This is a genomic window from Natronorubrum halobium, assembly GCF_051351675.1.
In the GTDB taxonomy this organism is placed as follows: Archaea; Halobacteriota; Halobacteria; order Halobacteriales; family Natrialbaceae; genus Natronorubrum.
This window is the reverse complement of sequence record NZ_CP195597.1, coordinates 69,983-90,173: the sequence shown is the minus strand read 5'-3', so window position 1 is coordinate 90,173 and position 20,191 is coordinate 69,983. Positions and strand designations below refer to the sequence as shown.

Annotated in this window: 16 protein-coding genes and 6 pseudogenes; 9 read left to right on the top strand and 13 right to left on the bottom strand. The window is 48.3% G+C overall.

Annotation, left to right across the window (positions count from 1 at the left end):
• Positions 1–45 precede the first annotated feature (45 nt).
• The 5 genes from ACSFC7_RS27390 to ACSFC7_RS27370 all read right to left on the bottom strand — a co-directional run bounded on the left by ACSFC7_RS27390 (position 46) and on the right by ACSFC7_RS27370 (position 6,539).
• Positions 46–2,022: a TRAP transporter permease gene (locus ACSFC7_RS27390; RefSeq protein WP_436348966.1), complete on the bottom strand. Its 1,977-nt coding sequence runs from the start codon at positions 2,020–2,022 to the stop codon at positions 46–48.
• Positions 2,023–2,055: 33 nt separating this feature from the next.
• The gene (locus ACSFC7_RS27385; RefSeq protein WP_436348965.1) at positions 2,056–3,108 is read right to left on the bottom strand and encodes a TAXI family TRAP transporter solute-binding subunit; all 1,053 of its coding nucleotides are present in this window, start codon (positions 3,106–3,108) and stop codon (positions 2,056–2,058) included.
• Positions 3,109–3,278: 170 nt separating this feature from the next.
• Positions 3,279–4,133 (bottom strand): succinate--CoA ligase subunit alpha, encoded by an 855-nt coding sequence (locus tag ACSFC7_RS27380; protein ID WP_436348964.1) that lies wholly within the window; start codon positions 4,131–4,133, stop codon positions 3,279–3,281.
• A 5-nt stretch (positions 4,134–4,138) separates the two neighbouring features.
• On the bottom strand, positions 4,139–5,263 hold the full coding sequence (locus ACSFC7_RS27375) for an ATP-grasp domain-containing protein (RefSeq protein WP_436348963.1): 1,125 nt from the start codon (positions 5,261–5,263) through the stop codon (positions 4,139–4,141).
• A 61-nt stretch (positions 5,264–5,324) separates the two neighbouring features.
• Positions 5,325–6,539: an acyl-CoA dehydrogenase family protein gene (locus tag ACSFC7_RS27370; protein WP_436348977.1), complete on the bottom strand. Its 1,215-nt coding sequence runs from the start codon at positions 6,537–6,539 to the stop codon at positions 5,325–5,327.
• Positions 6,540–6,579: 40 nt separating this feature from the next.
• Between ACSFC7_RS27370 and ACSFC7_RS27365 the strand changes: the two genes are divergently transcribed.
• Positions 6,580–7,383: a citryl-CoA lyase gene (locus tag ACSFC7_RS27365; protein WP_436348962.1), complete on the top strand. Its 804-nt coding sequence runs from the start codon at positions 6,580–6,582 to the stop codon at positions 7,381–7,383.
• 19 nt (positions 7,384–7,402) lie between these two features.
• Here ACSFC7_RS27365 and ACSFC7_RS27360 read toward each other — a convergent pair whose 3' ends face one another.
• Positions 7,403–7,774, bottom strand: coding sequence for a Rieske (2Fe-2S) protein (locus ACSFC7_RS27360; protein WP_436348960.1), 372 nt, complete (start codon positions 7,772–7,774; stop codon positions 7,403–7,405).
• A gap of 7 nt (positions 7,775–7,781) precedes the next feature.
• Positions 7,782–8,876 carry an amidohydrolase family protein gene (locus ACSFC7_RS27355; protein WP_436348959.1) on the bottom strand — a complete coding sequence of 365 codons (1,095 nt, stop codon included), beginning with the start codon at positions 8,874–8,876 and terminating at the stop codon, positions 7,782–7,784.
• 104 nt (positions 8,877–8,980) lie between these two features.
• On the opposite strand from ACSFC7_RS27355, the gene ACSFC7_RS27350 reads away from it, so the two are divergent.
• Positions 8,981–9,298: a hypothetical protein gene (locus ACSFC7_RS27350; protein WP_436348958.1), complete on the top strand. Its 318-nt coding sequence runs from the start codon at positions 8,981–8,983 to the stop codon at positions 9,296–9,298.
• Positions 9,299–9,303: 5 nt separating this feature from the next.
• Here ACSFC7_RS27350 and ACSFC7_RS27345 read toward each other — a convergent pair whose 3' ends face one another.
• Complete coding sequence (locus ACSFC7_RS27345) at positions 9,304–10,446, bottom strand: iron-containing alcohol dehydrogenase family protein (protein WP_436348957.1); 1,143 nt, start codon at positions 10,444–10,446, stop codon at positions 9,304–9,306.
• Between the two features lie 25 nt (positions 10,447–10,471).
• Positions 10,472–11,266 (bottom strand): IclR family transcriptional regulator, encoded by a 795-nt coding sequence (locus ACSFC7_RS27340; protein ID WP_436348956.1) that lies wholly within the window; start codon positions 11,264–11,266, stop codon positions 10,472–10,474.
• A 483-nt stretch (positions 11,267–11,749) separates the two neighbouring features.
• Here ACSFC7_RS27340 and ACSFC7_RS27335 point away from each other — a divergent pair.
• Positions 11,750–12,749, top strand: a pseudogene (locus ACSFC7_RS27335) (IS630 family transposase).
• Positions 12,750–13,061: 312 nt separating this feature from the next.
• Here ACSFC7_RS27335 and ACSFC7_RS27330 read toward each other — a convergent pair.
• Both ACSFC7_RS27330 and ACSFC7_RS27325 read right to left on the bottom strand, forming a co-directional pair.
• A complete protein-coding gene (locus ACSFC7_RS27330; protein WP_436348975.1) occupies positions 13,062–13,829 on the bottom strand; it encodes an SDR family NAD(P)-dependent oxidoreductase in 768 nt (255 codons plus the stop codon).
• The gene (locus tag ACSFC7_RS27325) at positions 13,822–15,432 is read right to left on the bottom strand and encodes a long-chain fatty acid--CoA ligase (protein WP_436348955.1); all 1,611 of its coding nucleotides are present in this window, start codon (positions 15,430–15,432) and stop codon (positions 13,822–13,824) included. Before ACSFC7_RS27325 ends, ACSFC7_RS27330 begins: the two co-directional genes overlap by 8 nt.
• Positions 15,433–15,696: 264 nt before the next feature.
• On the opposite strand from ACSFC7_RS27325, the pseudogene ACSFC7_RS27320 reads away from it, so the two are divergent.
• A pseudogene (locus tag ACSFC7_RS27320) lies at positions 15,697–15,765 on the top strand (IS6 family transposase); the annotation flags it as partial.
• A gap of 8 nt (positions 15,766–15,773) precedes the next feature.
• On the opposite strand, the pseudogene ACSFC7_RS27315 reads toward ACSFC7_RS27320, so the two are convergent.
• Positions 15,774–15,866: pseudogene (locus ACSFC7_RS27315) on the bottom strand (IS6 family transposase); the annotation flags it as partial.
• On the opposite strand from ACSFC7_RS27315, the pseudogene ACSFC7_RS27310 reads away from it, so the two are divergent.
• From ACSFC7_RS27310 to ACSFC7_RS27290, 5 genes and pseudogenes are all read left to right on the top strand, one after another.
• Positions 15,853–15,951: pseudogene (locus tag ACSFC7_RS27310) on the top strand (ParA family protein); the annotation flags it as partial. The pseudogenes ACSFC7_RS27315 and ACSFC7_RS27310 sit on opposite strands and share 14 nt — an antisense overlap.
• Positions 15,951–16,276: pseudogene (locus ACSFC7_RS27305) on the top strand (hypothetical protein). The pseudogenes ACSFC7_RS27310 and ACSFC7_RS27305, both read left to right, overlap by 1 nt.
• A 632-nt stretch (positions 16,277–16,908) precedes the next feature.
• Positions 16,909–17,445 carry a DUF7437 domain-containing protein gene (locus tag ACSFC7_RS27300; RefSeq protein ID WP_436348954.1) on the top strand — a complete coding sequence of 179 codons (537 nt, stop codon included), beginning with the start codon at positions 16,909–16,911 and terminating at the stop codon, positions 17,443–17,445.
• A complete protein-coding gene (locus ACSFC7_RS27295) occupies positions 17,442–17,969 on the top strand; it encodes a hypothetical protein (RefSeq protein ID WP_436348953.1) in 528 nt (175 codons plus the stop codon). The genes ACSFC7_RS27300 and ACSFC7_RS27295 overlap by 4 nt, the downstream gene beginning before the upstream one ends.
• 22 nt (positions 17,970–17,991) lie before the next feature.
• A complete protein-coding gene (locus tag ACSFC7_RS27290; RefSeq protein ID WP_436348951.1) occupies positions 17,992–19,233 on the top strand; it encodes a tyrosine-type recombinase/integrase in 1,242 nt (413 codons plus the stop codon).
• A 253-nt stretch (positions 19,234–19,486) separates the two neighbouring features.
• On the opposite strand, the pseudogene ACSFC7_RS27285 reads toward ACSFC7_RS27290, so the two are convergent.
• A pseudogene (locus ACSFC7_RS27285) lies at positions 19,487–20,163 on the bottom strand (IS6 family transposase).
• Positions 20,164–20,191 lie beyond the last annotated feature (28 nt).

Genomic DNA, 20,191 nt, shown 5'->3' with positions numbered 1-20,191 from the left:
CATTCAATAATGGAACTATCTAATATGTGGCGGATGTGGAGTATGTTATGCTTTTTCGACGGTTGGGAAACTTCTAATTTTTTCAATATTTTTCCCGGTTAAAAACACTGTTGCGGCAATAATTACCAACAATAGATTATATATGGGTACGTTCCAGATCATTAGAAGAATTCCCAGAGTGGTTAACACTATACCAATTAAAACGCGAGTGTACCAACTCATATTTTCTCCAGGATAATTCAAACCAATAGCCAGCGAGATAGCACCCGCTAATCCAAATACTCCAGATACTAAAGTACCAGTCGTTATATCAGCCGTAATAATCTCAGGTCTGTAAATAAACATAAAGGGTATTACAAAGATAGGGGCAGAGATCCTCACTGCTTCTACGCACGTTCGCCAAAAATTGGACCCTGCAATTCCCGTTGCAACAACAACGGACGCTGCGATTGGGGGCGTGATTGTCGACAGGTTTGCGGCATAAAGAACGAAGAAATGTGCGGCGAGATCTGGAATCTGGAAGCCCCGAACGATTGTTGGAGCTATTAAAATCGCCACAATAAGATATGCTGCTATCGTTGGCATCCCCATACCTAATAAAATACATATGATTAGGGCAAGAACTAATGTTATTTCTAAAACACCACCTGATAAATCTAACAAAGCCAATGTTAGAGCGGACGGGGTACCGGTAGCCATCAATAAATCAATTGCCAAGTTTAAAACAGCTACAATTAATGCAATTGGTGCGATGATTTTTGCACCAATTACAAGTCCATCAATAGTTTGCAAAAGTGTTCCTTTAATTGTTTCCCGACTACGATCATATATAATCGGAATTCCACATCCAAATACGATCATAGAAATTACGGTATATAGGCCAACAACAGGAATAGAATATTCAGCTACTCCCAAGTAATATATCATGACTACGACAGGTAGTGTAAATCTCAACAAATCAATCCAACTTGGGTAGGATGTAGTGGCTGGGCCTTCGTCGTCTGCAATAGTATCAATATTTTCTAAAAGCCTATCTGCTGTCTCTGAATCCAACTCTCGAAGGGCCGTGTAATGGACTGCAATCATTATCGACACGAAGTATATAACGCCAGGTATGAAAGCTGCAATAACTACATCCCAATAGGAGATACCCAGCAGCGATGCCATTAGGAATGCAGATGCCCCCATAATGGGGGGCATTATTTGTCCGCCATTGGATGCTGTTGCCTCGACAGCCGCTGAAGATTCAGGACTCATTCCAGATTCCTTCATCAGCGGAATGGATATATTCCCCGTGATTCCTGTATTAGCAGTAGCACTCCCATTAATCGTCGCCATTGCCATGCTACCTACAACTGCCATCATAGCAATACCTGATCGGCTATATTTCGCAACCTTAGAAGCACCTCCAAAGATTAGATTAAAAGCACCATATGATTGCATCAATCCCGCCCAAAGGAAAAACAGAGCTACCCAAGCGGCGACAACCTGTGTTAAACTCCCGAAAATACCATCCATCTCTGTCACAGAAATTTGTAATATTCTGAAGCCTCCTATCCCAGCGTGCCGAAATACGCCTGGGAAGGCGGTACCAAAATAGGCATAGAACCCAGCAACAAGAACTATAAGAGGAAAGGCTAAACCATATTCTCTATAAACTAGATAGAGGGCAAATACAATAACCATTATAGCAAATATATAATCTATGTCTGTAGCGTATCCAATTCTTTGTCTAGTTAATTCAGTATAATTATATAATAAATAAAACATAGATGAAGCACTCAATAAGAGTGCGAAATTTAGAAGCCACCTATCATATTGGAGTATATCTTCATCAGATAAATACAAATTGCTAAAGCAATAAATTATTGCTGATAGAGATATAAATATGATGGCGAGTTGGCCCCTGAGCATGATTGTTGTGTGGGCATAGCCAATCACTATAGACCAAAATAAAATAACTAGAGATACGAATATTAAATTTTCAGTACTTTGATCATTCTGAATGCTATTTGTATCCATAGTGGTTAGTTTAAAAATTTGTATATAAATTATCTATTCTCTATCTCTGACTTCGCCTTCTTCCCAATCATCCTCCCAAGCATCCCACTCTTGGAGTGCCTGAGCGAATCCTGGATGGACAGGGTAATCAGGAAGAATTCCTGCTGCTAATTCTTCAGGATCTTCGAACCCTGGTCCGATAGCATCGGAATCTTTAAATACATCTGCATGTTCGTTGAGCGTTGTGACAAGTTCGTAAACTACGTCTTCCTCTAAGTGCACCCCGAAATACTTTACGTACCAAACGAGGACACCTGGGACTTCATCCATGCCTAGATCCTGTTCAAAGAGGGAGAGATCAGTCATAGGGACATCTCTACCAGTCTCTTCCTGAATAGTCTCTCTCTGGTCGTCAGACATTTCTAATGCCTTTAAATCAACTCTCGCATCGGTCTCAGTTACATATCCAGCGAGGATATCATCTCCTTCCCCCTGATTGATAGTGTCATTGAGTATTAGAGCATCAATTTCTCCTTCAGCCGTAGCACCAGCTATGTCATCAGCGGCAACATCAACAACGTTCATTTCATCCCATAACCCAATTGCCTGGAAATAGTTGCGGCAAACGTATCGAGTGGATGCATCCGGCCACATTGGCCACACATTAGCTCCGGCTAGATCGTCATATGTATCGATATCAGTGTCCTCCCTAGCTACTGCAAATAGCCGGACTCCACCACTTGCGAACCCTTGATATGGAGGGTTTTGAATCGTATCTTCTTCATATGCATCTTCTTGAGCCTGAGAAGCCATATATTCATAGTCTGTTGTGGAGAAGAAATCTATATCTCCCTCGTCATATAAACGGTAACTTGCTACTGTTCCCCCAGTTTCTTGCACAGTAATATTTATTGAATCGCTGTGGTCGTTCATTATTTGTTGATATACTAACGCCTTCTGATAGGTGTTTGTTCCGGACCCTCCACCACCAATCACCAGATCGATCTGATCATCATCCCCCAAACACCCAGCTGTGAGCCCTAACATTCCAGTAGTTGCTGCTATTCCAGTTCTCCTGAGGTAATCTCGTCTACCATAGGCTGGCATGGTATGACACAACAAGTTATATTGTCTTAAGTCTATCGTCATCTTTAGAGGTTATGAGAACACACTGATAGGGGAGTTACATATCCCTCTAAATCACATCGCAGATTACACCCAAAATTTTATTCTTATAATATATAATTTTTATTTTATATTAGAAAATATAATTTGACTTAAATGTGGTCTTTCACTAATTCGGGAATAGTAAACGGTGTCTCTGTAACAAAAGCCCCTGCATCGGAAAGGATTGATAGCTTATCCTTCTCCAAGTCAGAAATTGCGCCGGCATGCCCCATCTGTTTCCCGGACGGCGCAGACCGACCTACGACAGTAGCGAAAACAGGTGTATCGATATCCTGAATAGCCATAGCTGCACGCTCTTCGAAGGTCCCTCCAATTTCTCCTGCATAAACAATGGCATCTGTTTCCGGATCTTCGTCGAACTCCTGAAAAACTATGCTGGGAGGGGTTCCAACATACGGATCTCCCCCGACGCTGAAGACTGTCGTTTGACCGATTCCCCGGGAACTAAGAAGGCCAGAGATCTCCATTGAGAGTGTGCCACTCCTCGTTACCACGCCTACAGAGCCCGTTGTATATCTTGAGTCATCTCCTCCCAAAAGTGAAGCAGATGCTTTACCGGGAGAAAGAACACCAAGCGTGTTTGGTCCGATGAGTCTTGTATCTCGTGCACGTGCATAAGCAATGAACTGAAGTGAATCATGGATCGGTACGTCCTCAGTGATTACTACTACTACTTCGATACCTGCCTCAATAACCTCAAGGCATGCTTCCTTCACGTAGGGTGCAGGAACAAGAACCAAAGAGGTATTTGCATTTTTTTGGTCCAGTGCTCTTGCGACAGTGTCGAATACAGGTACGCCAGCTATTTCCTCACCTTGCCTACTAGGTGAAACCCCTGCTACGACATCCGTCCCATGTTCTTTCAGACGCGGGATAACCGCTTCTGCATAGCTACCGATTCCTTGGATGAGCAAACTTGTATCCTCATTTATATAAATAGCCATTATATTCACCTCTCCCTCTGGAGGTCAACAGCAATTGAAGCAGCTTCGGGCAGATCGTCTGTAGCAGGCACGTTATTCTCCTTGCATCGGCTAATCGCTTTTTCTTCATTCGGACCGTTAAATCTGGCAACTATTGGTATCTGAGGATCAGTAGAAAACAGAATTTGATTTGCTACATCATTACAGTCAATAAGTGATCCAGAGATGTTTACGATCACAACGTCTACATTCCCTTTATTAAAATATTTTATATACTCTTTAAATTTCTTTTCTTTAAAACTAGTGCCGTGAATATCAATGAAAACACCCATCTCCTCGCCCTCCCCAGTTACCAAGTCGATCAGAGCTAATCCAGTTCCCGCACCTGTGGTGAAGATACCGATATTCCCACCACCTTCTCGCAAATATACTTCCTGCTCTTCTGCAAACCTTTCTAATCCCGTCAGTGATGAATGGATAGCGGAATGATCTTGCCGAAATGCAGATACGCCATCAACTACACATTTAGAATCTAAAGCTATCAACACACCATCATTAGTTATACCGATGGGATTTATCTCTAATAGCTTCAGATCGTTGTTTATGAATATTTCCCACATTTTTTCTAATATGTGTTCATATAATATATCCGGTGAGAGGTCATCCAGTTCTGATTTAGATATTTGCGATGTTATATGCCGTGCATGATATTCACGTAACCCGATTAAAGGATCAATTTGGATTTCTGCTTTGAATTTGTCTGCAACGGATTCAATATCAGAGCCCCCGCTTTCAGAAAACAGAAGGAGTGGATTCGAAGTATCACCATTTGCTGAAATAGCAAGGTAGATTTCGTAGTCTGTAGGAATTGCTTCTTCAACCAACACTCGTTCGACAGTATGTCCCTCAATAGTCGATCCAAGTAGGTCCTCAATAGATTGTCTTGCTTCTTCAGGTGAATCAACAAACCTAATGCCTCCCTTTTTTCCACGACCCGATACAGGGACTTGAGCTTTAACAACAATAGGTAATTCGACTTCGAAAGAAATAGCTGAAATATCTGTACCAGATTCGATCAACTTGTTTTCCGGAACTCTAACACCTTCATTCTGGAACTGTTGTTTACCTACCCATTCTGGGAGTTCTTTCATCTCTTTTAGATATACTAAGGGCGATGTATTTAACACTTTTGTCAAAAAAGCGTAGAGGTGGTTAAATAATCGAGGGGAATCCCTTTTCTTTGAGTGCTTTCGCAATTGTGTTCTTTTGAATCTCATCGGTTCCCCCTCCTAGTCGGCGTCCTCGTGCTAATCGGTAGAGGTACTCTATGGAATGTCCTTGTTGATAACCATTTGCACCGTGGACTTGTAACGCCTCACTCACGATTTTCTCAACCATTTGTGAAGAAAATAATTTCGCGATGGAGGTTTGGAATCGATCGAGACCATCGGATCCATTCTGGACCGTGGTGATCGCGTCATAGGTCAGTGCTCGAGAGGCTTCAATTTCGCGGGCCATATCCGCCAATTTCCATTCCATCCCTTGGAAGTCACCAATCGGCTCACCAAACTGTTCCCGCTGTTGTGCATACTCTAAGCTTTGGTCTAAAGCACACACCGCGATTGTGTTAGAGACAGACGCACTTCCTATCCGTTCCCAATTCAATGCTTTGAGCTGTTTCTTGAAGGCGTCTCTCCCCCGAGTCAAAACATAATCCTCTGGGATGAGGACGTCTTCCAAATAAAATTGAGTCTGAGTATCGCCAGCCATATTGGTGAAATGATTACCTACCTCGATTCCGGGGTTATCGAGTTCCACAATGACAGTTCCTAATCCCTCGGGGAATTTTACCCAGACCACCGCTGTCCGAGCATCTGGTACACCACTTACCCACGTTTTCTCACCGTTTAGTACAATTCCATCTGCGGTTTCCTCTGCAGTGGTGGTCATCGATTGTACATCTGAGCCGGCTTCAGGCTCAGAGATAGCAATAGCCATAAATTCTTCTCCAGCTAGGACTGGAGGTAAGAACTCTTCTTTCACAGTTTCAGTACCGAACATCTCTACAGCTCTGGGAGCAACAAGACATTGTTGAGAAAGGGCAAATGCTGTGTCCGGACAGATCCTCCCGATAACCTCGATTTGTAGCATTGCTTCAAGCTCCGTCATGCCTGCTCCCCCATACTTTTCTGGCATGTTTAGCCCAAGATAGCCTTGGTCGGCCAATAGCTGGAGATTTTCCCATGGGCGTTGCCCTTCCCAGGTAAAGGCGTTCTTTTCAAAGTGGTCCTTCGCAATACGTTTTATAGATTGCAAGACCATCTGCTGTTCTTGAGAAAGCATTTCACTATTCATCGGTATCCAGATAAACAAATATACGCCATCATGTTTATAAATTTCGGCAGGAACATTTACCAAGTCTGTCACTTCCAATAGAATTTTAACCCTCCTCGCTAAAGGATCCATCATGGGACAGTCAAGCGACGTAGAGTGGCGGACAGCGATCAGTACTACACACAATGACCAGATTATGTACCGGGGCTACCATCTGAATGACATAATATCTGAACTTAGTTTTACTGAAGTAATATATTTACTTCTTCAGGGTGACGTGCCAGATAACGGTAACAGGCGGATGCTTGACGCTATGTTTGTTGCAGTAGCTGATCATGGTGTGAGTTTGAGCCAAGGACTTTCTCGCTACATAATTTCCTGCGGATCACCACTCCAAGCAAGTATCGCCACGGGAGTGCTCACAATCGGCGATCATCACGCTGGTGCTGGAACCTTCGTAGCAGACCTATTTGAAGAGTATATGGAGGATGACGAATTTGCTTCCGTAACAGAAGGTGCCACGACTCTTGTTGAAGATCATCTTGAACGTGGTGAGCCGGTACCCGGATATGGACATCCAACGCATACAGGTGGAGATCCTCGAGCTAGAATCTTAGAAGAGATTGCAATAAAAGAGGAGATTGCAGATAGTTATGTAGAGTTCGCCCTAGAAGTAGAAGAGGCCTTGGCTCAACAAGTTAGTAAGCGAATCCCGATAAATATCGATGGGATATCTGCTGCAATTCTCCTTGATATGGAGTTTTCACCGGACTTCGCAAGAGGTTATCTGATTATCGGTCGAGTTCCTGGTCTCGTCGCTCACGCGATAGAAGAATCAGAGCGGGAGGATCCATACCGACTTCTTGGCGGTGAGAAAAAATACGATGGACCTGAAAACAGAGACTTCAAAACGAATCGAAAAGGGAAATCCAAATAAGGTTACCAAGTCGTTCCTACTACAGTGTAACTATAATATTGCCATCTTTTACTTGGACCGGATGAGTGGGGATTGTCTTCACAGGCTGATGACAACTTTCACCTGAGACCACATCAAATTCCCATCCATGCCATGGACACACCACAACCTGATTCTCTTTTACCCATTCAACCTCATATGACATCTCTTTTTTATCATAGGTGGTTTCCGTGGTGCCACTCAGTTCACCCTCACAGAGAGGCCCACCTTGATGAGGGCACCAGTTCGTGTATGCATGATATTTACCATCGATTTTGAACACCGCAATTTCCCGTCCTTCGAGTTCGACAAGAATCCGTTCATTATCTTTTATCTCATCGTGCTTTCCCACTATATGTTCATTTTCCTTCATAATTTTATTATATGGGTAGGTCGAAAGATTCGATGGCATTCTTTCCCAAAACCCTTTCTCGATCTTCACTGGATAATGCACGCAGAAGTGCCAGACCAGCCGGGTCGTCGAAATCATGATGCGGATAATCCGTCGAGAATAGAATCGATTCTGGGCCAATAATGTCGATGATGGACTTCATGTGACGGTGGTTGTTGAATTCCCCAAGTGGCTGCGTGGTGAAATAAAATTGATCTCTAATGTATTCCTCTGGAGACTGTTCTAAGATGGATACCTCACTTCTCCATTGACCGTATTCACGGTTGAGGCGAGCAATGTAGAACGGAACCCATGAAATACCATACTCCATGAGTACAAAGTTCAAATCCGGGAATTTTTCTGGGACTCCTTGAGCAATCAAACTCGTGAGAGTAAGGGAGCCAGCCCACTGCGGAGCAACAGAATGTACCGAGAAGTAAGACTCAAGCTCATCAAGGACAGGTGCCTTCCGTCGTAGGATTCCTGTATGGAATACTGGAGTCAGCTCTTTGTCTTCCATTGCCTGATACATAGCATCGAAAGTTGGGTCACCAAGGGGTTTCTGGAACGAGGAACCAGCAAGCAAAAACACCCCGATTATCTGGTCCTCGTCCCCAAGTCGCTCTATCTCTTCAACGGCCGCTTCGGGATTCCTTGCCGGGACAGATATGAGCCCGAAAAAGTCGTCTTCTTCGTCGAGTATCTCCTCAAGGAGATAATCATTTGTCGCTTGAGTTTCTTCGATAGCTCGAGGTGTGCGTTGTACCTCATCTACCAAGGCAAACGAGTTAACGATTGGATAGTCGACCCCGAGGCCATCGCAGAGTTGCTCTCGGATATGACTCGCCTCGTAGACATCGTCCACCATAACGTTCTTTTTTCCCCCTAGAGTTTTGGACCAACCACTTGAGGGATATGCTGATCCCCCGGTGTCGGGGTCAAGATAGCTTTGATATGGTTCAGACATCCGATTCGCAATTCGCTTTCGGAGTTCGGCCGAAAATGGGTTCGACAGATGTACATCTGTATCCACTACGGTGTGCTCTTCCAGGAAATCCGTTACATTGGCTGTTGATTGCGCCATGTGTGATAACCACTTCCACACGCCCATATATAAATGATACGCTTCAGAAAAGGCATAATAGAAGGTAGCAAAGTTATTTGAGTTCTAATCCATTTTTGTATAATATGTCCAAAGACCCGGAGGAGCGTTCAGATTGGTGGGAACGTAATATCACTCTCCGAGAAGCAATGGAGCTTCCTCCATACGAACCACCTAGGTTTGAAGATGATATCTACACCCACCATGTAATCGCTGAAGTAGAAGAGGAACACGGCTGCCATATCTTATTTAGAGGAGTCAACACTCATTATCAAGAAGACTGGAACGTTCAAATAGATGGAGAAGATAAATTCAAAATCGGAAAATCCAGAGACAAGAACGGGAATACGATATATGAAATGAGATCTACCGAATTCAAAAGCGAAATAGAAGAACATGTTTAGCGATGTTAGTACATATTCTCTAGCATTTTTCGGATATTAGTTTTTGTTAATTTTTGGGGATTAGAATTAATAAAATCCTCTTCGAGTAGCCTCTCAGCAATCAGAGCCAAATCCTCTTTGGGTACCCCGAGTTCGCCGAGTCGAGTGGGGAGATCTAGTCTTTCGACCAAGTTTTCGCATTTTGCTATTCCTTCCAGAGCAACTTCTTTGTTAGTCATCTCCTCAGGAGAAACGCCAAGAGCCTCACCAATTATGGCAAATCGATTGGTCGCAACAGGTAGGTTGAATCGCATCCCATAAGGGAGAACAACTGCGTTCGCGATCCCGTGTGGAATTCCATATCGAACTCCGAGGATATGGGCTACTGAATGATTGATTGCGGTCGCTGAATTTGTATACCCAAGCAATGAGATAGATGCACCGACCTGAACATAGGCGAGCGATTCTTGATTCCCTTTCACTGCATCCGGTAGATGGGTATATAGTAATCTGATAGAATGTAATGCAGTTGCATCAGTAAATGGCTGGTGTTTATTGCAGTATACCATCTCAATCCCATGATTCAGCGCGTTCATCCCTGTGCTTGCAATTAGGTCTGAAGGTGTTTCTTCGAGTAAAAGTGGGTCATAGATGATGTCATCCACGAAAACCCCACGACCCTTGATTCCTTTCTTCATATCCCGATCTGGCCACGAAACACCTGCCAGATTGGTCATCTCTGCGGCCGAGAGAGTGGTCGGAACTGTAATATGATTGATTTCGGGTTGTGCGTCGATACAATCAGCATGAATTAGTTCTTCTACTGGATAGTCGGATTCGTCGGCGATGCAGATCGCCTTTCCAGTATCAATTGCACTGCCCCCGCCTACACTCACAACCACATCAATGTCGTTCTCGCATAATAGGGTCTTCCCCTCCTTGATGCTCTCGACAGGAACATGAGAACGGACACCAGGCCATATTAGCGTAGAGAAGTCAGATAAATGGGATGCAATCTGGTCAGGTAAACCGGTCTCAAGAACTGATTCACCACAAATTATAAATATATTTTCGTGTTCATCGTCGACGCAATTACTTATCTGAGAAATTTTCTGCTTACCAAATGTGATTTTATAAGGAACCGGTGTTTGTTTGAATGGGGTGAGCATGAAATATCCTTTGGATTGGTTATACTTATTTCTTCGTTTCTATCTGGCTATGGGCTAGGTCGAGTTCGATTTCATTAGCAGTGCTAAGGATGGTTTCCTTCAACTCCGAGTAAATACGATCATCTGTAATCCGATGAGCAGGCCCGGATACACTTATTGCACCTAGCACCTCACCCTCTTGGAGTATTGCTGTTCCAACAGCACGAATACCCTCTACAGCCTCCTCGTCGTTTATAGCTATCCCCTCCTCCTCGATGTTTCCTAATTCATTTAGCATATCAGTTTTGTTTGTTATCGTTGTGTCTGTGAATTGTTCCAATTCATTATTTTCAATTATACTCTTCATTTTGTCCTCATCTAAATGGGCCAAGATAGATTTACCAGCTGCTGAGCAATGAATCGGAATCCGCTTTCCGATCCACCCATGTCGCGCAGTTGTCACACCTCTTTGACCGGATTTTAGATCTAGATAGACACACTCCCCATGTTCTTCAGTTACTAATAGTGCTGCCTCCTTAGTTTCATCCGCCAAAAATTCTAGATGGGTGTCGGATGCTTCCATTAATTTGCTTTCTTTCCTAGCATACATCCCGAACTCCAGAAATTTGAGTGCAATCCGATAATTGTTATTTTCATCTTTGATAATATACCCTGCCTCTTCCATAGTATTTAAATGTTCATAGGCAGTACTAATAGCCATATCAAACTGTTTGCTTAATTTGGTAGCGGTCACTCCGTCTAGTTCCTTTATAGTTTCGAGTATATCGAAGACTTTCTCCGACGTTTTTACCTTTCTGCCATCTGTGTTGGGTGGGACCATAGTCCATACTATCACCGAGATAGCTTAGTAGTTCCCGTTTATTTCTACTTCTTATTTATAAATATATGTGCTCCAGTTTCGGGGTTTTCAAAACACATCCTATCGAGGTTATTGAAGAAGTCTATCATAGTCCACGACAGAAGTCTCTTTCAGGGTCGCTGGAATAATACCATCTTAGCTTTTACCTTGCTCTTTTGTTTCTAAATTCACTTGTGACACCCTTACCAACTTCAACAACCGGTCTTAGTTCATTAGATGGGTTAACAACGCCGATGCTTTCGATCAGTCCTCAGTGCCAAATGTGAATGATTGTCTTTTAACACTTACTATAGTGATATACTGGCAGAAGTTAACGAGTGCAGTATAAAATTACATCCGTACCTATGTAAATCATGTAGCTGAAGGTGGCTGAAATATTAAATTTGTGAGCGGGCTCTATAGTAACCGTTAGAATTTTCCGCCCATGGATTATTGCTGTTTGTAATGGACCATCTTAACGAGATCTCCGTCGAAGAACTTCACGACACACTCGACAAGGCCGAGGAAAAGAAGCCGACACAACGGCTGTTAGCGGCAATTGCGTACAAAAACGGCGCCACACAGACCGAACTTGCCGAGTGGCACGATACCGGCCGACGAACAATCTACAGTTGGCTCAAGCGACTCGACACTGACGAGTCGCTTGAGCAGGCCGTTACTGATGCTCACCGATCTGGTAGAAAGCGAAAACTCTCAGAAGAAGAGCAGCAAGAGTTCGAAGAAACAGTCCACGAGTCTCCCGAAGACGTTGGGGTAGACGCGCCGGCGTGGACGCCGGCGCTCGTCCAGCAGTATCTCGACGAGACCTACGATGTCGAGTACTCAATCCCGAGCTGCCGGCGGTTGCTCAAAGAAGCGGGATTGAGCTATCAAAAACTACGTCCTACAGCCGCCGAATCAGAGGCTGACGGGCAAGAAACGTTCCGCGAGGAACTCAAAAAAAGCGGCGGGAGATGGACGCCACAGTAGTCTGTATCGATTAAACCAAGAAATCCGTGCAAGTTGAGCCGCGTGCCGCGTGGTTTCCGCGCGGCACGCGGCCGTCCGTCGAACTGTCTGGTCAACGCGACTGGACGTGTCTGTTGGGCGCGATTACCGAGGACGGTGATCGCTTTTTCTCTCGATTCGAAGAATACGTGACTGCCGAACACGCAAAACATTTCATTCTCGCATTATGCCAAGAGTTCGAAGATGATTTGGTCGTTGTACTAGATGGAGCACCGTATTTTCAGGCTTCGGCCGTCACGGACCTAGCGGTCCGTGACGACCTCGCCTTCGTGAGGTTACCGGCGTATTCACCTGAACTAAATCCGGTCGAAGAGTGCTGGAGACAACTCAGTTAGCACTTAGCAACCAGTTCTTTGACTCACTTCCTGAACTCACAACAGCGACCGATACCGCTCTTGATCAACTCTCTATACCAGAAATGTGCAATTATTTCTAACGCCTACTATAGACAGTGCCAATTCTAGAGAATCCGTATATCATTAGGAGGTATCCAAAAGCCAAAAAAGAATAGCCAGCCACCTATCCAAAAGCTGGTGATTTGCACTATAAATACCACGTTCTGTCCGCGAAAACTTTCAAAAGCTCTAGTCTTGGGCACTCAACATCCCAAACCGTAGTGATGGCAAGACAATATATCATTTGAAGTTGTTTTCGTCTAACGTGCGGAGCCAAGAAATTAGACAGTGATCTATTGACCTTCAAAAGGACCTGTCCGAGTGCGATCGCGGTCGTACTTGACACTGGGACCTCAGCGCGCGGTCCAGCCACCATCGACCTCCAGCACAGCGCCGGTCACGTAGCTTGCGGCGTCGCTGGCAAGAAAGACGGTCGGGCCGGCGATCTCTTCGGGTTCGGCAAACCGGTCCATCGGCGTGCGATTGATGATCGACTGTCGGAGCCGCTTGTTTCCTTCCAGATCCTCGGTGAGTTCCGTCGAGACGTACCCGGGAGCGATTGCGTTCACGCGGACCTCTGGTGACCAATCGAGAGATATGCTCTTTGTGAGTCCGACGAGGCCATGTTTCGAAGCAACGTATGGATGTTGGCGTGGAAGCCCGACAAGTCCGCCGATGCTCGCGACGTTGATCACCGACCCACCATCGGTCTCATGCAGCTCCGACGCGGCCGTTCGTGTTACCTCGTAAGCACCATTCAGGTTGACGTCGAGGACACGATCGAAGCTTTCGCTCGAGACGTCCTCCGGCTGACCGAGGGTGTTATCGGGGTTAATGCCCGCGTTGTTGACGACGATGTCGATAGATCCGAACTCGTCTTTGGCCCGGTCGATTACGGACTTGACATCGCCGGAATTCGTCACGTCAGCCGAGACGGGGAATGCGTCACCGCCGTCAGCCTTGATCTCGTCGGCCACGGATTCGATTTCGTCGGTCGATCGAGCCGACGGTACGACCGCTGCGCCAGCGTTTGCGAGTCCAATGGCGATCGCGTGGCCAATGCCGCGGCCGCCGCCGGTTACTAGTGCCACTCGTCCGGAGAGATCGAATTGTTCAGTCATCTTCGAGTACCACGTCGATCTGATCGCGGAGGGCTTTCTTATCGAACTTCCCCGTCGCTGTCTTCGGGATCGACTCGACTTTCTCGATCTCATCGGGGAACCACCAGTCGGGCTGGTCGAGTTCGTCGTCGAGAACGGCCAGTAACTCGTCTTCGCTCGGATTGCTATCGTCTGCGGACACGACACAGGCGTAGGGTCGCTCTTGCCACCGCTCGTGGGGAACACCGACGACGGCCGCCTCGACGACGTCATTGTGGGCCATCAGCGCGTTCTCGAGTTCGATTGAGGAGATCCACTCGCCTCCGCTCTTGATGACGTCGTTCGTCCGGTCAACGATCTCAATGTAGCCGTCTTCGTCGACACAGACGATGTCTCCGGTCTTGAGCCATTCGCCTTCGAAGTCCTCCTCGTTAGCCTCAGGCCGGTTGTAGTATTCCTCGATGACACTCGGTCCGCGGACCCACAGTTCGCCGACAGACTGGCCGTCCCAGTCGACTTCATCGCCGTCGTCGTCGACCACACGCATCTCGAGGCCGGGCAAGAGCAATCCCTGTTTTTTGCGCTTTTCGTACTTGCGACTGCGGTCCCAGTCGTCCATATAGGACTTTGGTCGAGACACCGACCCGATGCTCATCGTCTCAGTCATTCCCCAGGCGTGTTCCATCGTAACGTCGAACTCGTCTTCATATCGACGCATAATGCCTTCGGGGGCCGCGCTTCCGCCGACGACGATCCGCTCGAGGCTGGAGAGGTCGCTACCGTGCTCGTCGACGTGTTCCAGCAGGTTGATCCAGACCGTCGGCACGCCGGCGGTCATCGTGACGCCCTCGCACTCGATCAACTCGAGTAAGTCCGCTGGGTCGGGCGACGGACCAGGATAGACCTGGGTCGCGCCGGCCATTGTCGCGGCGTAGGGGAACTCCCAGGAGTTAACGTGGAACATTGGAACAACGGGCATAACGACGTCAGTCTCATCAATGTTCAGGCCCGCCGGCGACATTACCATCATTGCGTGGGCGTAGATCATCTTTTGGGTGTACTCTACGCCCTTCGGTCGTCCTGTCGTACCCGATGTGTAACACATTCCTGCGGAATACTCCTCCTCGAGGTCAGGGAACTCGGCGTCAACGATCGGGTCGGTCTCCTCGATCAGTTCGTCGTACGTGATCGCATCGACGCCGGTGTCGGGGACCGAATCGGCCATGACGACAACCTCTTCGATTGGAAGGTCGTCCCACAGCCGTTCGATACGATCGAACGGCTCACCGGGATCGACGAACAGGATCTCGTCGTCGGCGTCCTCGACGATGTGAACGACATCGTCGTCGCCGAGCATCACGTTGATTGTGTGTAACTGCGCACCTGATAGCGGTGCCGCGAAATACGTCTCGAAGTGACGATGGTGATTCCAGCCGAACGTTCCAATCCGATCACCTGGTCCTAATCCCTGGTCATTCAACGCACCGAGTAGCGATCGAACACGCCTCTCAAATTCACCATATGTGTACGACGTGATTCCCTCATATGTTTTTGAAACGATTCGTTTTTCGGGAAAGAGGTTCGTTGGCCGCCAAAAGAACGGCTGGATAGTCAGATTAGACATACCGCTATAGGAACCCTCTTTGAACCCGTGTTACCTGTTTTTCTACAGCGTTAACCGTTTTATTTGTAAAAACGATAGTCTTGACCATTGGTATCAGCTCTCTACCACAGATAGAGACGTCCACCCATATCAAATTGATCCTCCTCATAGCTCTGCTCTACAGTTCTATGTGATGTTACCTATAACCGTCTGCCAACTTACATCTGACGGCACCGTCTAGTTAGGTCGGTTTGAGGAACGAGCAGGTTGTAGAGTTGGTTTGGAATGACGCTCGCAGACCTGCTCAGCGAGTGCTACGCGGCGGAATTTGATGAATCTTGGGAGCGTGAGCGGGGTCGTGTTTAGTTTGTAGCATTGTGCCGGACAGCGAAGGCTTGGAGCCACGATTCTGCTGTCGACGGTTGTGCGTGGCTGAAACAGTTACCGCTGTTGGACTACGACCCCAACTGTGATCAACTGAAGAATTTCGACGAACTCGCGCACATCGTCGAGGCCGGTAAGGTGGTTCACGGTGACTGATGACGGTGACCCATTTGCCCACCTCAGACACGACAACCGAACACGTCGACGAATCGGATGAGGGGTACGTTGAGGAATGGGACCTAATGACAGACACTGCCTTTTCCTATGAGGCAGCTAATCAACGGCCGTTTTACGCACGCGAAGAAATATATTGAACTTCGATTTCTGGCTGAACCACGAATTAGAGCGCGAACTCAGTACGCGCGGATATCAGAACATCGTTGTCCGTGAGATGACTGACGCGTTGCTGCGCACAGTTGTAGAGGAAAACTTGGTGGCTGAACGATTCGAGCAAGAACGAAAGAATGCGATTTCAAAATAGCCTGAATAGCCTTCTATTTTCCTTTTAGGAGCGTGTCATACAATGGTTCCCAACAGGCATTATTCATGGTTTCGATCTTGAGCAAAACCCATGACTGACGAAACTTACAGTGTTACACGCGAATTGGGAGCTGTATAATCGATAGATAAAGGGTATGAGACGTATTCTATGACACGCTGTTTAGGGGAACGAAGGAAGGATGCCCATCTCTTCAAGAAGGTGAATTACTGGAGTAGGTAGAATAGTGTGAAAAGTATTATATTCAGATAATATACCTTCGCTAGGGCACTAGACTCACGAATTCTGAGTTAGAGTCTATCGCTGTCCGACGAATGATATTCGCATATTTGACCACTATAGAAATGCATATGGCGGAATTGTAGGCTGAGACTGCTGAATTTGGCTAGCACGCCGAAAATAACTACTGGCCGTGATTAGTACAATAATCCCGTCCACTTTGAAGGACCTCCGCGCCCTCGGGTAAGCACGAATGCTGCAACCGCCTCACGACACCGCTTCCCGTAGGATTGAGCCGCTGCGAGCGGCTGGGTCTCTGCAATTACCGGATTGGTTGCGAGTTTTGCTCCATCGCCGGAAGCCTTATCACGAGTTATCCATAATTCATAATCGAGATGGCGCAATCACCCCCCAAGTCAGGTCGGCCACCTATTCAGCAGCTTCAGACGGTCGTCGACCTCCTCGAGACACCGGCACTTGCTCGGATGTACGCCTACATCTTACAACACGGTACAGTCACAGTTTCCGAGATTGTCGATGTACTCGACATCCCACAGGGGACCGCCTACGACTACGTTCAGAACCTCGAAACAGCTGGCTTAGTGGAGAAAACCCGTGACCAACGCCCGTACGAATATGACGCCGAGTCGATTTTACTCACGCTCTCGACGGACGGAGAGACCCAAACGATCACGCCGGCACTTATCGCAGCCGTTGCCCGCCGCGACGAGGACGAGGACATCGATGTCTACATCGAACGCCACGGGCTCGACGGCCTGGCCGTCGCGCTGGAGTACGCCTACGAGTATGTCGATGGAACGGTCAACCATCGCATCGCGGCCCGTGAACTCGAAATCTCGCCGCTTGAGGCCGAGATTATTCTTCAAGCGCTCGAACCAGTCGCTACCGAGTACGCCGACGCGGCTGCATGACGACTGCATACGTCGCCGATACCGGCGTCTTCGTGCGGTGTGGTGGCCCGGACAACGACAAGTTTCAACGGCTTCGCCGGGCAGTTCGACAGGCCGGTGTCTCCCTACGAATCCCCCAACGCGTCTACGAAGAACTCGGGGGCGACTCAGCTGCAGACGAGTATCCCTCGGGTAACATTCCCTATCCCGATGGATTCGAGGAGGGATGGATCGTCGTCGCCGACGGGTTGGACTATACCAATCCGCTCGTTTCGACGGTAATGGACGACGCTCGCCGCTTCATTGCCAACGAGACCGATCGGGACGAGGATATCACCGAGAAAGCAGATACAGCGCTTGTCGGGCTTGCTGCTCAATTACTCGAGACCGATCAGGCCGACCACGTTATTCTCTTGACAACCGACAAACCTGCGGGGCGGGCGGCCGAAACGCTCCTGCCACAACACGGCTTCAGCGACCGGATCGAGTACCGGTACGTCAGCGTCGAGTATCTCGAGACGATCACAGCCGGCGAATTTCGCTGACGCAGACCCTGGGTGAGACTCGATGATCGATGACAGCTCTGCCCGTTTTGAAAGCACTCTCGACGAGACGTTCGAGCGCTACCTTCAGGACAAGGGAAAAGGTCGCGGTGGCGATGGCGGCAATTACCGGCGGAACGCCGCTCGAGTTCGCGAGCGGTTTGCCGAGTGGGCCGCCGGTGACCGCGGTCGCGACGACTGGACCGAGATTGTCCCCGACGACGTCGATCGGGAGCCGACCTTTGAGGACCTCGACGAACGGCTGTTCCGTGAGTACGCCCGGCACCTCGCCGGTGACTGGGGCCTCAAACAGAACACCGTACAAACCTACTACGCGTACATCTCTGCGTGGTGTGGCTGGTGCGTCAATGAGGGGTATCTGGAAGCCCACTATGCCCAGCGGGCCAGCGCGACCTCACCACTCCCTGAGGATGACGGCCGCAAGCCAGGGGATCAGCAGGCATGGACCCCCGAGCAGCGCCACACCCTCACCAGCTACGTCGACGAGGAGGCGCGCGCTGCTATCGAACAGTTCACAGGATTACCGGAGAACGTCGACCAGCTCGAACGTGAGCGAGGTCGATACGCGGCACTCAGAGCTGCTCGTGACCGAGCGCTAATCTGCGTTCTCGCCTATACAGCTGTCCGCGTCGGTGAACTCCTTCGAGACTCAGACGACCCACGTCGGCGCGGTGTCCGGTGGGAGGAGATCGACCTTGAGGACGGGAGTATGCACGTCTATCGGAAGAAACAGCAGTGGGACTCGGCGAGTCTTCCTGACCCGGCCATCTCGCCGCTCCGGAACTATCAGCGTCTTCTCGATCCGCCGAGTGAGCGGTGGCCAGTCTTCCCAACGTTCGATCAGCGAACGCTCGCTACCCTAGTCAGCGAAGAGCTGACAGATCGTGGTCTGAAACCTGCAGAAATCGATGAGCAGCGAAGTACCTATGCACGTGATCTCCTCCTTGCGATGGATGAAGATATTCAGCCGCCGTCGCTCACGACTGATGGAGCGCGAACCGTCCTGAGACGGATAACTGGCGACGCTGGCATTGATGTCGACCATCCGAAACACGAGTACCTTGCGCCCCATGGTGGACGGCGAGGCATGGGAGAAGTCCTTGTTCGAGCGTTCGGTTACACGGTGGCCGCACGATACCTCGACAATAGTGAAGAGATGGTCCGCGAACGATATTCACATATCGAGGCCGGTGAACTCGGTGATATTTCGGCAGAAGCGCTTGAAGAGGTCGACGGTGGCATCTAGTCTTCTGATTAGTAGAGCCGCTGTGCTCCAGGGAAGTCCGAATACTAGCCAATATTGTGGCGGTTTCTCCTGTGGGTATAGCAGACTGAGAGAGTCTGCTGAACCCACATCAATTTCAGTGATGAAATACTCCACATGGATAAACCGTACATCGCGATACTGCTTCTCGGGGCTGAAGTTGCGAATGCCGTCGAAATCGTTCACGGGAAACAGACAGTCGCTACCAAAAATGGATTAGACTGGTCGGCACTGTCTAGTTCAACACCTCCTCAGTTGGTGTCTTTCCATCGAGCGATTGATGCGGTCTCTGGCGGTTATAATAATGTACGAACTGTTCAATCCATTTGCGTGCGCTTGCCCGACTTCCCACCCACGAATTATGGAAACGGTCGACTCGCATTTTGAGGGTATGAAACCACTTTTCGATAAGGTTTCGGTCGGTATAGTTCACCCGGCCGTTCAATCCTAATCGAGCAAGGGCAGTCCGATAGCCGAATTGATCAACGAGAAACTCAGCGTCCGAGAGATCGTGTTTCTCACGGAGACCATGCAGAAACGCAGCTGCCGGATCAGTGCCGTGCCGACCAAACAATGCGACGTCAAGAATCAACTTTGTCTCGATGTTATTGCAGCATACAACCAAGACCACTCGCCGTTGATCTTGACAGCGGTTTCGTCGACAGCGACCCGCGACGGCGACGCCGTCGGCGGGACGCGTTCGCTGTCAGCTAGACGATGTACCCAGTTCCAAACCGCTCCATGAGATCGTTCAACTCCTAATTCAGCGAGAATCATTGTTGTCTCCCGAAGTGAACAGCCGGTCTGGTGGAGGCGGACGGCGAACGCCCTAACGGGCGTCGCCGTCCGCTCGTTCTCCCAAGATTCTCCTAAATCCGCGTCGTAGCTCTCGCTGAGCAGGTCTGCGAGTATTAATCCAAATTAACTCAACGACCTGCTC